Below are 13,203 nucleotides of genomic sequence, written 5' to 3'. Positions count from 1 at the left end.
ATTTTTTCTTACGCAACAAGGACTTACGGTTATTTTTCGCGACAGATTTTGAGAAAAATTATCCTTAAAAATCAATGCAAGAACATTGACACTTAAAGTGACTTATCAGGAGTTGAGGCAAATCAAAAACATTCCCGGGCAACGCATGCCGACGTGGTAAAAAGTGGAATGTGCGCGGCGAAGAAGCCACCGATCCGGCATTTAGCCGGCCACCGCAGAATCAGGCGGAAAAGACGGAAACCTGGTTACGGCCTTCGCGCTTGGCCCGATAGAGCGCCTGATCGGCGCAGCGGGTCAGGTCGTCCGGTGTTTTGCCGTGCTCGGGATAGGCCGCCACCCCGAGGGAAATGGTAAATGTGATATGGAAGTTGCCAAGGGCAACGGACAACTCCTCGATCGCCTGTCGCCAGGCTTCGGCCCGCTGGATAGCCGTCTCCAGCGGCATATTGGGCAGCAGGATAAGGAATTCCTCACCACCATAACGACAGGCCACGTCTTCCGTCCGGACATCGGCCAGCAAAGTCGTCGCCAGCATGCGCAAGGCCTCATCACCCACCTGATGGCCGTAGGTGTCGTTAACCCGCTTGAAATAATCGATATCGAGCATGACCAGCGCCAGCGGATTCCCTTCCCGACGCGCCCGGGAAACCTCGCGCTCGAGCGTTTCATCGAGATAGCGCCGGTTGTACAGTCCAGTCAGGCTGTCGCGCACGGCCAGTTCCTGCAGCGCCACCTGCAAGCGACCGATTTCCTCGATCCGTGCATGCAGTTGCCGGTTGGTTTCGCGCAAAGCCAGTTCGGCCGCCTTGCGTTCGCTGACATTGCGGGTGATACCGAGAATGGTATGGGCGACGCCATCGGCATCCTGTAGATAACTCGAAACCACCTCGGTTGAAATAACCTCGCCATCCTTGCAAACCTGTTCCAGTTCACTGACCACGACACTCGCCGCCTTGTCACCCGCCGCCATGCGCCGCAAGCGCTGGTCAATATCCCGGGCCAGCCGCGAAGCCGACTCCGGGGTCAGGCGAGCGTCGATCGACTGGCCGACCACATCCTCGGGCAAATAGCCGCACATGTCGGTAATCGAGGGACTGACGTAGGTGTAGCGCCGTGACGGAATATCGAGCGTCCAGATAACGTCATGGCTATTTTCCGCCAGCATGCGATAGCGGGCCTCGCTTTGCGACAACTTTCTGGCAATCACCTCCTCTTCGTTCTCCGCACGAAGCAAGCGAATCAGGACGAGGGACAGGGACAAAAAAAGCAAGAGCGCCGACACAGCAGCAACCCAAAGGGTCTGGCGCCACTCAGCCAGGTAATCATCGACCGCCAGGCCACCAGCAACATACAAGGGATAGTCCGCAATCCGCTGAAATGCATAAACCCGCTCAAACCCTTCGAGTGCAGCCGGCAAGCGCATCGTGCCCAGCTTTTCTCCGGACTCGATCCGCCGCTGCAGCGGATTATTCGCCAGCACCTGATTAACCTGATCTGTAACGGCCGGTCGCCGCAGAATCTGCCGCCCATCATCGGCCCGCCAGATCGCAACAACGCCCTTTGTGCCAACGTTGATCGTCTCGAATATCTTCGCCAGAACATCCAGATCAAGCGGCGCCGCCACCAATCCAAGCAAACCACCATCAGCATTAAGTACCGGCTGGATAACAAACAGGAATGTGCGCCCAGACAGCTTGTCGGCAATCACTTCAGAAAAATAAAGGCCATTGCCGGACTGTGCCGCTGGCGCCTTGAAATAACTGCGATCAGCAAATCCCGGAGACTGCAGCGCGACGCCGGAAGCGTAGAGGAGGGTGCCCGCAGCATCCATGACCCGAAAACCGCTCACTTCCGGAAATTGTCCGGAAAAGAGCTCCAGTTCATTGACAACACTTTCCCGGTAGCGCCCGACCGCTGCTGGCTTGAAAGCATCCCGGGGCAATGAGGCGGCAAGGTGTTCAAGGTTGCCCTGGAGGCGCCGCATCGCTGCGGCAAGGCGAGCCTCCAACAGGGAGGTAACACCGAGGGCGTCGGAGGGGGCTTTCCGTTCCGCCTCGCGCCGCCCTTCGTTGAGCAAAAATGCCAGCAACAGGGCGACACCCAGCCAGGTAAAGACGAAAAACAGCACCAGCCGAACACGTGCTCCGAACGCACGGCTGATCATTTGTCCGGAGGTGGATATGCCCATTCAGGAATCATGCCTTCGGAATGGGCGAATCACAATAGGCGCCGAGAGTGCGCCGAGTATCACTGCCCGTGGGTACTACTTGACCTGACCGAGTTTCTGCTCGATGCGGGCCAACGGTATTGCGCCGGGAACCCGCTCGCCATCAGCAAAGAACATGGTCGGCGTACCAGTGATATTGAGCTTGCGGCCAAATTCCTGATTTTTGGTCACGGCGGAGGTATCACAATCTTCGCGACCGCTCGGAGCCTTGCCGTCGACCATCCAGTCGTTCCATGCCTTGGCTCGATCGCCGGAACACCAGATCTGCTTGGACTTGCGCACCGAGTCTTCGGAAAGAATGGGCAGCAGGAAGGTATAGACCGTCACATTTTCCAGCTTCAACAACTCCTTGGCCAAACGCTTGCAATAGCCGCAATTGGGATCTTCGAAGGTGGCCAGCACGCGCTTGCCGTCGCCGCGCACTTGCTTGATGGCGCGATCCAGCGGCAAATCGCCAAACCTGATCGCCGTAAGCTTTTTCATGCGCTCATCGGTGACGTTTTTCATCGTTTTAGCGTCAATCAACTGACCGCCGACCACGATGGCTGACATTTTTTCGTCGGTGTAGAAAATATTGCCGTCGGCGTAGACTTCGTAAAGTCCAAGGTAACCGGATTTCGTGACGCTTTCGACCTTGGTGCCGAGCTTGGCCTCCATTTGCTTGCGGATATCGGCTTCGTCAGCCACGGCATTCAGACAAAATGCCATCGCCAAAGCCATCGGCAACAATTTTTTCAACATGCGATTCTCCTAAAGGGCGCCGAGAGCATACCGCACCAAGGCATTTTTAATTAAGGGCAGGCCGTTGGTCAGATTCATCCCAAGATTTCGTAACGGACGCAATCCTGGCGGCGAATTTTTGAACAAGCGCCGCAAACTGTCTGTGGTTGTCTGCATCAACATGGTTTCCTCGCGTCGTGCGCGCTGATAACGCTGCAGGAAACGCTCCTGACCGATATCGTGCCATGGTTGTGTTGCTGCCAGTTGACCGGCCAGCGTCATGGCATCCTGAAAGCCAAGATTGATACCATGGCCGGACAAGGGATGAATTCCATGCGCAGCATCACCGACCAGAGCCAGGCGTGGCGCGACTGTTTGCGGCACGCGCATCAAGCGCAAGGGGAAAGCCGCCGGAGCCGTAAGCAACTCGAGCTTGCCCAGCACCAGACTCCCGGCCTCGGCGACTCTCTCGCAAAGCAGTTCAGAAGACAAAGAACAGAGTTCATCAGCATGGCCATCGGGCGTAGACCACACGATGGAAATGCGATTTCCCGGCAAGGGAAGATAGGCCAGCACGCCATCGTCACGAAACCACTGGAACGCCGTGTTGTTGTGCGGTTTTTCCGTGGCGAAATTGGCGACCAGGCCTTTTTCTCCATAGGGCGTATTTACTGCAACAAGGCCTGCAGTCTGCCGCACCCAGGAATCGCGACCATCCGCCCCAACCAGGAGGCGGGCCGACAACACCGTGCCATCGCTCAGATGAAGGACTGCAGCATCCTGGCGAAACTCCAGGCCGTCCGGCCGAGCCGGACAAAACAGCGTCAGATTGCCTTGGCGCTTGGCGCTTTCCCAGAACTCGCAAGCCATCTGCGACGACTCTAGAATCCAGCCCAATTCGGAAACGCCGGTTTCGAACGCGGAAAAATCCAGCCTGCCGCCACCATCGCCTTGGATTTGCATGGCGCGGATCGGCGCCATTCTTGATGCATCCAGATGACGCCAAGCCCCGATCGATTCAAGAAACGCGACATTGGCCGGGCTGATCGCGTAGATACGCGAATCCCAGCCATCGGAAAGATGCGGAGGATTGTTCTCGACGAGCGCGATACGCAAGCGGGTGTCGCGCAAGGCCAAGGCCAGGCTGGCGCCGGCCAGCCCTCCGCCAACGATGATCAGATCAAACTGCTGCATGACGGCGATTATGCCGTTTCAGGAGAATGAAACAAGCAGATCAGGCGGGAGTGCCACCACCACCGCCGGTTTGCGGCTTGTTCTGGCGCGGCCGGCGATTGTTGTTGGTGCGTGGACGATGCTTCTTTTGCTGCTGGCCAAGGCCGCCGCCGGTGCCGGCATTGCCGCCCGGCTTACCATGCTGCATGTTGCTGCGGCCAGGATTGCCACCAAGCGGCTCGTTGCTGGAAACACGGTTACCGGGAGCGAGCTGGATTTCCAGCTCGATGATTTCGTCCCACTGCTCGTCGGTTCGATCACGCTCGGGGATCGAAAGTAGGTCACGCAAGCGGCGACGCGTATCAGGCGGCGGGGCTACCGTAACGGGAGCTTCAGGGGGATTTTCTGGATTCTGATTGGTCATTGCAACTTAAAAAAGCGGAGCCCGTCGAAGACGAACCCCGCATTCGTTAACACCGGATTACTTCTTTTTGGCGGCGGTCTTCTTGGCGGCGACCGATGCCTTGAAAGCCGTACCAGCAGTAAATTTCGGAACCGTAGTAGCGGGAATTTTCAGCGTAGCGCCGGTTTTTGGATTCTTGCCGGTGCGCGCTGCGCGCTTTGCGGACTTGAACGTGCCGAAACCAACGAGTGTAACAGACTCCCCTGCGGTCACGGTCTTGACTACCGCGCCGATGATGGCCGACAGCGCCTTGTCGGCAGCAGCCTTGGTTATACCAGCTTCTTTTGCAGCAACTTCGACCAGCTCGGATTTATTCATCTAAGTGCCTCCTAGTTACCTATCAATGTTTAAGAAAACTGGCCGTCGGAACGGCAGCACGACAAAAGTAGCATACCTTTTTGAATAAGTGTTGCCCCGAGAGCGCCTATTTGCAGGCGATTGCGTGAATATTTGTAATTTCCATACGCCAAACAACCCTTTTGGCCACAAAAGAACAAACCCGGCACTCGGCCGGGTTTGTCTTGATGCCATCGGCAAAGGGATTATTTGGCCGCTGGCTTCTCTTCTTCCTTGGCTGGCTCTGCCGGTTTTTCGCCGTGCGAGATAGCCACTGCACCGTCGTTCTGCTTGCCAATGTGCTGGTCGATTGCCGGCAACTGGTGGGCAATGCCCTTGTGGCAGTCGATACAGGTCTTACCCTCGGTGAAGGCTTGCGGATGCTGCTTGGCAGCACGGTTGCCCTGCTCGGTGTAATCCATGTAGTCGTAGCGATGGCAGTTGCGGCATTCCTGCGAGTCGTTCGCCTTCATGCGTCTCCACTCGTTCTGGGCGAGCTGGGCGCGCTTGGCATTGAACTTCTCAGGCGTATCGATGGTGCCCAAAACCTTGTGCAGCACTTCGTTGGAAGCCTGGATCTTGCGGATCATCTTCGGGCCCCACTCCTTGGGCACGTGACAATCCGGGCAGGTGGCACGCACGCCGGTGCGGTTCGTGTAGTGGACCGTGTTCTGGTATTCGCGGAAAACGTTCTCCTCCATCTCGTGGCATGAGATACAGAACGATTCCTTGTTGGTCGCCTCGAGCGCCCAGTTGAAGCCACCCCAGAAAACGATACCGGCAGCAAACAGGCCAAATACGGTGACCAGCCCGATGCGCTTGACCCATGCGGGCGTGAATTTATCGAGACTCATCATTCCCCCTTCTTGGCAGCCGGCTTATAGGTATTGGCGACGAGCGGCTTGGCGTCGAACTGCGGCACGTGGCACTGCATGCAGAAATAACGGCGTGGCGAAATATTCGACTGCTTCTTGTCTTCGCGGTCGAGATAGTGCGACTTGGCGACCTTCGTCGCGCCGGTTTCCTCGGCCCGTTCCTTCGAGTGGCAGTCCATGCACTTGTTGAAATTCTGCGTGATGTTGTAGCCCTTGATGCTGTGCGGTATCAGCGGCGGCTGCTTCTGGAAGTTGCGCGGAATGATGTCCTGATCCTTCTCCGGCCGGAACATATCGACCTTGGCATTCCCCTCGATCGACTCGATGCCGATCTCATTCACTCGCAATTCCTGCGCGCTGACGCCGCCAACTCCCCCCAGGAGCATGCCGGCGGCCAGGGCCAGTGCAGTGATCAATCTCATATTCATTACCTCCGATGAGCGTCTGGAGCCGGAGCTCCATTCGCTTTTTGGCTCATTTTTCCGGTTGACCGTGGAATCCGGCCTTATCAGGCCCGAGTAACCTTGACGGCGCATTTCTTGTAATCCGTTTCCTTCGAAATCGGACAGGTCGCATCCAACGTCAATTTATTGACCAGACGACCGGCATCGAAGAACGGGATGAAGACCAGACCACGCGGTGGCTTGTTGCGGCCACGCGTCTCGACGCGCAGCTGGATTTCACCACGCCGCGAAGCCACCTTGACCTCCATGCCGCGCTGCAAGCCACGCGCCTTGGCGTCATCCGGGTGCATAAAGAGAACAGCATCCGGGAAGGCTTTGTACAGCTCGGGAACCCGGCGGGTCATGGTGCCGGTGTGCCAGTGCTCGAGGACGCGCCCGGTGGATAACCAGAGGTCGAATTCCTTGTCCGGCGACTCGGCGGGCGGCTGGTAGGGCAGCGCGAAAATAATTGCCTTGCCGTCCTTGTGGCCGTAGAACTTAACTCCCTCGCCCTTCTTGACGTAGGAGTCGTAGCCCTCGCGGAAACGCCACAGCGTTTCCTTGCCGCCCACCACCGGCCAGCGCAGACCGCGAGCCTGATGATAGGTATCGAAGGGGGCCAGATCGTGGCCATGGCCGCGACCAAACGAGGCATATTCCTCGAACAGGCCCTTCTGGACGTAATAGCCGAAGTGCTTGGACTCGTCGTTATCGAAGCCGGCAGCGGTTTCGTTGGTCTTGTACTTGTTGACCACGCCATTGGCAAAGAGCGCGTCATACATCGTCTTGCCTTTCAGCTTGGGCGCCTTGGCCAGCAACTCGGCCGGCCAGACCTCTTCCATCTTGAAACGCTTGGCAAATTCCATGACCTGCCAAAGATCGGAGCGGGCCTCGCCCGGCGCCTTGACCTGCTGACGCCAGAACTGGGTACGCCGCTCGGCGTTGCCGTAGGCGCCTTCCTTTTCGACCCACATGGCGGTCGGCAGGATAAGGTCGGCGGCCATCGCCGAGACCGTCGGATACGGGTCGGAGACGACGATGAAGTTCTCCGGCTTGCGCCAGCCCGGGTAGAGCTCTTCGTTGATGTTCGGACCGGCCTGCATGTTGTTGTTGCACTGCTGCCAGTAGAAATTGACCTTGCCATCCTTGAGGGCACGGGCCATGGCCACGGCGTGGAGGCCGACCTTGTCGGGGATCGTGCCTTCCGGCAGTTGCCACAGCTCTTCGGTGTGCTTCCGATGCTCGGGATTGGTGACGACCATGTCGGCCGGCAGGCGATGCGAGAAGGTACCAACTTCACGCGCCGTACCGCAGGCGGACGGCTGGCCGGTCAGCGAGAACGGGCTGTTGCCCGGCTCGGAAATCTTGCCGGTCAGCAGGTGGATGTTGTAGCAGAGGTTGTTGGCCCAGGTACCACGGGTGTGCTGGTTGAAGCCCATGGTCCAGAAGGAAACGATCTTGACCTTGGGATCAGCATACAGCTCGGCCAGGGCCTTGAGATCCTTCTCGGCAACGCCGGACAGCTTGGAGACTTTCTCGGCGGTGTATTCGGAAACGAATTTCTTGAACTCGTCGAAGGTAATCGCCTCGGACTTACCGGTATCGCCCTTCGGCTTGCCATCGGCACCGGGGTAGCCGTTGCTCGTCGCATCCTTTTCCAGCGCATGCGTCGGACGCAGGCCGTAGCCGATGTCGGTGGCGCTCTTCTTGAAATTGATGTTCTTGTCGACGAAAGCCTGGTTCACCTTGCCGGTCTGGATGATGTAGTTGGCGATGTAATTGAGGATCGCCAAGTCCGTCTGGGGCTTGAAGATCATCGGGATGTCGGCCAGCTCGTAGGAGCGATGCTCGAAGGTCGACAGCACCGCGACCTTGACGCCCTTGTTCGACAGCTTGCGGTCGGTGATGCGCGTCCACAGGATCGGGTGCATCTCGGCCATGTTCGAGCCCCACAGCACGAAGGCGTCGGCGTGCTCGATGTCGTCGTAGCAGCCCATCGGCTCGTCGATACCGAAGGTGCGCATGAAGCCGGCAACGGCAGAGGCCATGCAGTGGCGGGCGTTGGGATCGAGGTTGTTGGTGCGGAAGCCAGCCTTCATGAGCTTGGCGGCGGCGTAGCCTTCCCACACCGTCCACTGGCCCGAGCCGAACATGGCCAGGCCGTTTGGCCCCTTGGCCTTGAGCGTCGCCTTTGCCTTCTCTTCCATGATGTCGAAAGCCTGTTTCCAGGAAATCGGCGCGAACTCGCCATTCTTGTCGTACTTGCCGTCCTTCATGCGCAACAGCGGCGTCTTCAGACGATCAGCGCCGTACATGATCTTGGACAGGAAATAGCCCTTGATGCAGTTCAGACCCCGATTGACCGGTGCATCAGGATCGCCCTGGGTGGCCACCACGCGGCCTTCCTGCGTCCCGACCAGAACACCACAACCGGTGCCGCAGAAACGGCAGGCTGCCTTGTCCCAGCGGATCTCGTCCTTGCCCTGGGCCACGGCCGTACCGGGCGCGGACAAGCCTGCCGCTGACATGGCCGCCGCAGCTGCGTTGGCCTTGATAAAATCGCGTCGATTGAGCTTCACGCCTCTACCTCCTCGGTATCTACTGATTCGTCGTCGCTATATTGATAAACCATGGCCACCGATGCGACGCCGGGTACACCATGCAGGGCTACATATTTATCAGCAGCCGAGTTCGTGTCGTCATCCTCCAGAGTAACGACCACCTTACCCTCCGGACTCCGGGCATGAATATCCACCCCGGGCATCAGGAGAAGTGCTTCGCACGCTTCATACAGGCGTTCCGGAGCGATGTACAAAATGGCGCTGGAAATATTCATCCGGCCGACCTCCTCAAGCTTTGGCAGCCCAATGCCGCCATGGCAGGCAATGATCCCGATCCGCACCGGGACTTCAATTGATGTGCATCAATTCCATACTGCCGGAAGGGCCGGAATAGTGCCAATGGAAAGAATGACTAGTACCTTTTGACTAGCGACCGAACGGACATATCACAATAGCCAAGACCTATCACTGATATTTGACCAATCAATTAGCCTGATCAAACAACAGCCACTAATATGGCGTTGTGTTCAATTTCCAACACCCACTCAGGAGAAAACAAATGTCGCTCATCAACACCCAGGTTCAACCGTTCAAGGCCCAGGCTTTCCACAACGGCAAGTTCATCGAAGTCACCGAAGCCAGCCTCAAGGGCAAATGGTCCGTCGTGATTTTCATGCCGGCTGCCTTCACCTTCAACTGCCCGACCGAAATCGAAGATGCCGCCAACAACTACGCCGAATTCCAGAAGGCCGGCACCGAGGTGTATATCGTCACCACCGACACCCACTTCTCGCACAAGGTCTGGCACGAAACCTCGCCGGCCGTTGGCAAGGCCCAGTTCCCGCTGGTCGGCGACCCGACGCACGCCCTGACCCGTGCCTTCGACGTGCATATCGACTCCGAAGGCCTGGCCCTGCGCGGCACCTTCGTCATCAACCCGGACGGCGTCATCAAGACCGTTGAAATCCACTCCAACGAAATCGCCCGCGACATTTCCGAGACCCTGCGCAAGCTGAAGGCCGCTCAGTACACCGCCTCGCACCCGAACGAAGTCTGCCCGGCCAAGTGGAAGGAAGGCGAAAAGACCTTGGCTCCGTCGCTGGACCTCGTTGGCAAGATCTAATTAACTAGCCGCAAACCGGATTGGGCGGCAAATGCCGCCCAATCATTTGGATTTCAGCGCTTTTTTCCGGTTGACCGTGGCAATCGAAAAAACCAGTGAAATTCAGCACAGGGAGAACAACATGCTCGACAGCAACATCAAGGCCCAACTCGCGGCCTATCTCGAAAAATTGCAACGCCCGATCGAACTCGTCGCCTCGCTCGACGACAGCGCCAAGGCCCAGGAAATGCGTGGCCTGCTGATCGACATCGCCGAACTCTCGCCCAAAGTCAGCCTGCGCGAAAACGGCACCGCCGCCTTGCGCCCATCCTTCGCCATCGGCCTGCCCGGCGAAGCGCCGCGCATCACCTTCGCCGGTATCCCGATGGGCCACGAATTCACCTCGCTCGTCCTCGCCCTCTTGCAGACCGGCGGCCACCCGCCCAAGGTGGAACAGTCGGTCATCGAACAGATTAAAGCCCTGCCCGGCAGCTTCAATTTCGAAACCTACATTTCGCTGTCCTGCCACAACTGCCCTGACGTCGTGCAGGCGCTCAACCTCATGGCCGTCCTCAACCCCGGCGTGACGAGCACGATGATCGACGGCGCCATGTTCCAGGACGTGGTCAACGCACGCCAGATCATGGCCGTGCCGACCACCTACCTGAACGGCGAAGAATTCGGCGCCGGCCGGATGCTCATTGAGGAAATCCTCGCCAAGGTCGACACCGGCGCCGCTGTCCGTGCCGCCGAGGCACTGGGCCAGAAGGAAGCGTTCGACGTCCTCGTCGTCGGCGGCGGGCCAGCTGGCGCAGCGGCAGCGGTTTACGCCGCCCGCAAAGGCATCCGCACCGGCATCCTGGCCGAGCGCTTCGGCGGTCAGGTCATGGACACGCTAGGCATCGAAAACTTCATATCGGTCAGCCATACCGAAGGACCGAAGCTGGTCGCTGCGCTGGAACAGCACGTCAAGGATTACGAAGTCGACATCATGACCCTGCAACGCGCCGCCAAACTCGTGCCGGCCAGCGAAGCCGGCGGCCTGGTTGAAATCCAGCTCGAAAACGGTGCCTCGCTCAAATCGAAATCGGTCATCCTCGCCACCGGCGCCCGCTGGCGCGAAATGAACGTGCCCGGCGAACAGGAATACAAGGCCAAGGGCGTCTGCTTCTGCCCGCACTGCGACGGCCCGCTCTTCAAGGGCAAGCGCGTTGCCGTCATCGGCGGCGGCAACTCCGGCGTCGAAGCCGCCATCGACCTGGCCGGCATCGTTGCCCACGTCACGCTACTTGAGTTCGCCGACACCCTGCGCGCCGATGCCGTCCTGCAGAAGAAGCTCTACAGCCTGCCCAACGTCACCGTCATCAAATCAGCGCAAACCACTGAAGTCACCGGCGACGGCCAGAAGGTCAACGGCATCACCTACAAGGATCGCGTGACGGAAGAGATCAGGCACGTCGAACTCGAAGGCATCTTCGTCCAGATCGGCCTGCTGCCCAACACCGACTGGCTCAAGGGCACGCTCAACCTGAGCCGCTTCGGCGAAATCGAAATCGACGCCAAGGGCCAAACCAACGTACCCGGCGTCTTCGCTGCCGGCGACTGCACCACAGTGCCCTACAAGCAGATCATCATCGCCATGGGCGCCGGTGCCACCGCCTCGCTCAGCGCCTTCGATCACCTGATCCGTAGCTCGGCGCCGGCCTGAAACTCAGCGTAGGCAAAGCCCGAAGCACCGAAACGAAAACTCGCTGCCCTACCCGGTCACTCGTCAGAGTTTACTGACGAACGCTGATCAAGGGAGCGAGTTTTCTGCTTTGGTTTTCAAGCGAAAAATCTCAAATGATTCATTCGAAAAGACGGAACTAATGGTTTCATCAGATAGGAGCGCTTGCGTTTCTAGCATCCCGATTTGGTGAGTCTGATTATTCCTATCAATTACCAAAAGATCGCCCCGTGGCAACTCGACGACATTATCTACCCTTATGGAAGACCGCCCGGTAAAAAGTCTCATAACCCTAGGCTTTCGAAATACAACAATATCCCCCTCTAAAGTGTTATGCGCAATAAAAGCAAACATTTCAACGGCCTGCTCGGTATAGGGGCCCTGCGGAATAACACGACCGCTCATTTGGCTCTGGTAAACCGCGTATGCAGTACTCACCGCAAAGATAAAAGCCAATCCTGCAAGAGGCAACATATACCATTTACCAACAGAGGGAATTGACAGGGCAAAGCTCCTCAATCCGATAATCAAGAAATAAATATAAATCGGTATTATCGGAAAAATGAACCTCAAACCTTCCTGGTATGGCCAAGCAACATATAAGACAATAGTCAGGAATAAATACAAAAGCATAGCGACTGACTCCCGCCATGCACTTCGGATAGCCGCAACAACAACGGGAATCGTAAGTATATAAATAACAAAACCGAGCTGTAACCGCCACGCATTGGGAGAGAAAAACTCCTTGAGAAGTTCAGCGTAGTAGATGAAGTTATGCAGCAGAAACCATAGGCTGATTTTGCTCAGATGACTGAAGTGCGACGATTGCCCATCAGGCAAAAACAAGGAGGCAATCGCTACCGTAAGGAAAAAAACGACCACGGGTATGCTGGCAATCAGTCTCCGCTCAAAAGCAGAACTCCCGATTTTCTTCTGCGAACCAAGTACGCCCATGACGGCATACACGAGAACAAGCAAGGCCCCGTTTGTCCGAACAAGAAAGGCAGCCCCGATCACAGCGCCGAGAATTAACCTAAAGACAAATTCGCGCTTTAGGCTGCGACTGCAATTCAGACGACTGAGCATAACGATACTCAGCGTAGAAAAATACAGGAATGGAACGTCTGACAGGATGTTGTCACCGAACAGCAACATAGCCGGATTAAATGCGAACAAAGCAACGAATACAACAAGCTCCGCCGGCTTGAGCAAAGGCTTGAAGCCAAACCATAGCGTTACCAAAAACAGCAGATAGAAAAACAAACCCACCGCCTTGAAGGCAAACAAACTCATTCCAAATACCGAATAAACCGGCGCCAACAGCAGAGGGAAACCCCACGGATATGCGACGGGCCCCACCGGACTTGATGACTGGTTCACGGTGAATGCGTTCCGAACCACGAATTCGTCTGCAGAACCATTTACGATGCTGGTCGCCTGCATGATATAGGCTGCAAAGTCACCGCCCCAGTTATGCCCGTCCGACCAGAGCCCGGCATAAAGTCCGCCGCAAGCCACTATCAAGAAGAGACACCACCCGCTATCAGGCTTACCCATGTTTTTGGACGAACAAAGCA

12 protein-coding genes are annotated in these 13,203 nt (G+C 57.2%); 2 read left to right on the top strand and 10 right to left on the bottom strand.

Annotated features, from left to right (window positions below; all coding sequences use genetic code 11):
• Positions 1-220: 220 nt before the first annotated feature.
• The 9 genes from KI610_RS02930 to KI610_RS02890 all read right to left on the bottom strand — a co-directional run bounded on the left by KI610_RS02930 (position 221) and on the right by KI610_RS02890 (position 9,139).
• Positions 221-2,128 carry a diguanylate cyclase gene (locus KI610_RS02930; RefSeq protein WP_226497199.1) on the bottom strand — a complete coding sequence of 636 codons (1,908 nt, stop codon included), beginning with the start codon at positions 2,126-2,128 and terminating at the stop codon, positions 221-223.
• A gap of 135 nt (positions 2,129-2,263) precedes the next feature.
• A complete protein-coding gene (locus tag KI610_RS02925; RefSeq protein WP_226497198.1) occupies positions 2,264-2,968 on the bottom strand; it encodes a DsbC family protein in 705 nt (234 codons plus the stop codon).
• Positions 2,969-2,977: 9 nt separating this feature from the next.
• Positions 2,978-4,141: a UbiH/UbiF family hydroxylase gene (locus KI610_RS02920; protein ID WP_226497197.1), complete on the bottom strand. Its 1,164-nt coding sequence runs from the start codon at positions 4,139-4,141 to the stop codon at positions 2,978-2,980.
• Positions 4,142-4,181: 40 nt separating this feature from the next.
• The gene (locus tag KI610_RS02915) at positions 4,182-4,469 is read right to left on the bottom strand and encodes a hypothetical protein (RefSeq protein ID WP_226497196.1); all 288 of its coding nucleotides are present in this window, start codon (positions 4,467-4,469) and stop codon (positions 4,182-4,184) included.
• Positions 4,470-4,601: 132 nt separating this feature from the next.
• Positions 4,602-4,901 carry an HU family DNA-binding protein gene (locus tag KI610_RS02910; RefSeq protein WP_226401804.1) on the bottom strand — a complete coding sequence of 100 codons (300 nt, stop codon included), beginning with the start codon at positions 4,899-4,901 and terminating at the stop codon, positions 4,602-4,604.
• 224 nt (positions 4,902-5,125) lie between these two features.
• Positions 5,126-5,773 (bottom strand): NapC/NirT family cytochrome c, encoded by a 648-nt coding sequence (locus tag KI610_RS02905; RefSeq protein WP_226498501.1) that lies wholly within the window; start codon positions 5,771-5,773, stop codon positions 5,126-5,128.
• The gene (locus tag KI610_RS02900; protein ID WP_226497195.1) at positions 5,773-6,216 is read right to left on the bottom strand and encodes a nitrate reductase cytochrome c-type subunit; all 444 of its coding nucleotides are present in this window, start codon (positions 6,214-6,216) and stop codon (positions 5,773-5,775) included. The genes KI610_RS02905 and KI610_RS02900 overlap by 1 nt, the downstream gene beginning before the upstream one ends.
• An 86-nt stretch (positions 6,217-6,302) precedes the next feature.
• Positions 6,303-8,816 (bottom strand): nitrate reductase catalytic subunit NapA, encoded by a 2,514-nt coding sequence (napA, locus tag KI610_RS02895; RefSeq protein ID WP_226497194.1) that lies wholly within the window; start codon positions 8,814-8,816, stop codon positions 6,303-6,305.
• Positions 8,813-9,139, bottom strand: coding sequence for a chaperone NapD (locus KI610_RS02890; protein ID WP_226497193.1), 327 nt, complete (start codon positions 9,137-9,139; stop codon positions 8,813-8,815). Before KI610_RS02890 ends, napA begins: the two co-directional genes overlap by 4 nt.
• A gap of 218 nt (positions 9,140-9,357) precedes the next feature.
• Between KI610_RS02890 and ahpC the strand changes: the two genes are divergently transcribed.
• Both ahpC and ahpF read left to right on the top strand, forming a co-directional pair.
• Positions 9,358-9,921: an alkyl hydroperoxide reductase subunit C gene (gene ahpC, locus KI610_RS02885; RefSeq protein WP_226497192.1), complete on the top strand. Its 564-nt coding sequence runs from the start codon at positions 9,358-9,360 to the stop codon at positions 9,919-9,921.
• A gap of 121 nt (positions 9,922-10,042) precedes the next feature.
• On the top strand, positions 10,043-11,608 hold the full coding sequence (ahpF, locus tag KI610_RS02880; RefSeq protein ID WP_226497191.1) for an alkyl hydroperoxide reductase subunit F: 1,566 nt from the start codon (positions 10,043-10,045) through the stop codon (positions 11,606-11,608).
• Positions 11,609-11,695: 87 nt separating this feature from the next.
• Here the strand turns inward: ahpF and KI610_RS02875 are convergent, their stop codons facing one another.
• On the bottom strand, positions 11,696-13,183 hold the full coding sequence (locus KI610_RS02875; RefSeq protein ID WP_226497190.1) for an ArnT family glycosyltransferase: 1,488 nt from the start codon (positions 13,181-13,183) through the stop codon (positions 11,696-11,698).
• Between the last annotated feature and the right edge of the window lie 20 nt (positions 13,184-13,203).

Origin of the sequence: Ferribacterium limneticum (genome assembly GCF_020510565.1) — a bacterium.
Lineage (GTDB): Bacteria > Pseudomonadota > Gammaproteobacteria > Burkholderiales > Rhodocyclaceae > Azonexus > Azonexus limneticus_B.
The sequence above is the reverse complement of the archived record's forward strand: the minus strand, read 5'-3'. Positions and strand labels throughout refer to the sequence as shown.

Bases quoted from the DNA above. Each gene is read 5' to 3' on its own strand.
- ahpC (WP_226497192.1), top strand. From the start codon at position 9,358: ATGTCGCTCATCAACACCCAGGTTCAACCGTTCAAGGCCCAGGCTTTC.
- KI610_RS02925 (WP_226497198.1), bottom strand. From the start codon at position 2,968: ATGTTGAAAAAATTGTTGCCGATGGCTTTGGCGATGGCATTTTGTCTG.
- ahpF (WP_226497191.1), top strand. From the start codon at position 10,043: ATGCTCGACAGCAACATCAAGGCCCAACTCGCGGCCTATCTCGAAAAA.
- KI610_RS02875 (WP_226497190.1), bottom strand. From the start codon at position 13,183: ATGGGTAAGCCTGATAGCGGGTGGTGTCTCTTCTTGATAGTGGCTTGC.
- KI610_RS02905 (WP_226498501.1), bottom strand. From the start codon at position 5,773: ATGAGTCTCGATAAATTCACGCCCGCATGGGTCAAGCGCATCGGGCTG.
- KI610_RS02920 (WP_226497197.1), bottom strand. From the start codon at position 4,141: ATGCAGCAGTTTGATCTGATCATCGTTGGCGGAGGGCTGGCCGGCGCC.
- KI610_RS02910 (WP_226401804.1), bottom strand. From the start codon at position 4,901: ATGAATAAATCCGAGCTGGTCGAAGTTGCTGCAAAAGAAGCTGGTATA.
- KI610_RS02900 (WP_226497195.1), bottom strand. From the start codon at position 6,216: ATGAGATTGATCACTGCACTGGCCCTGGCCGCCGGCATGCTCCTGGGG.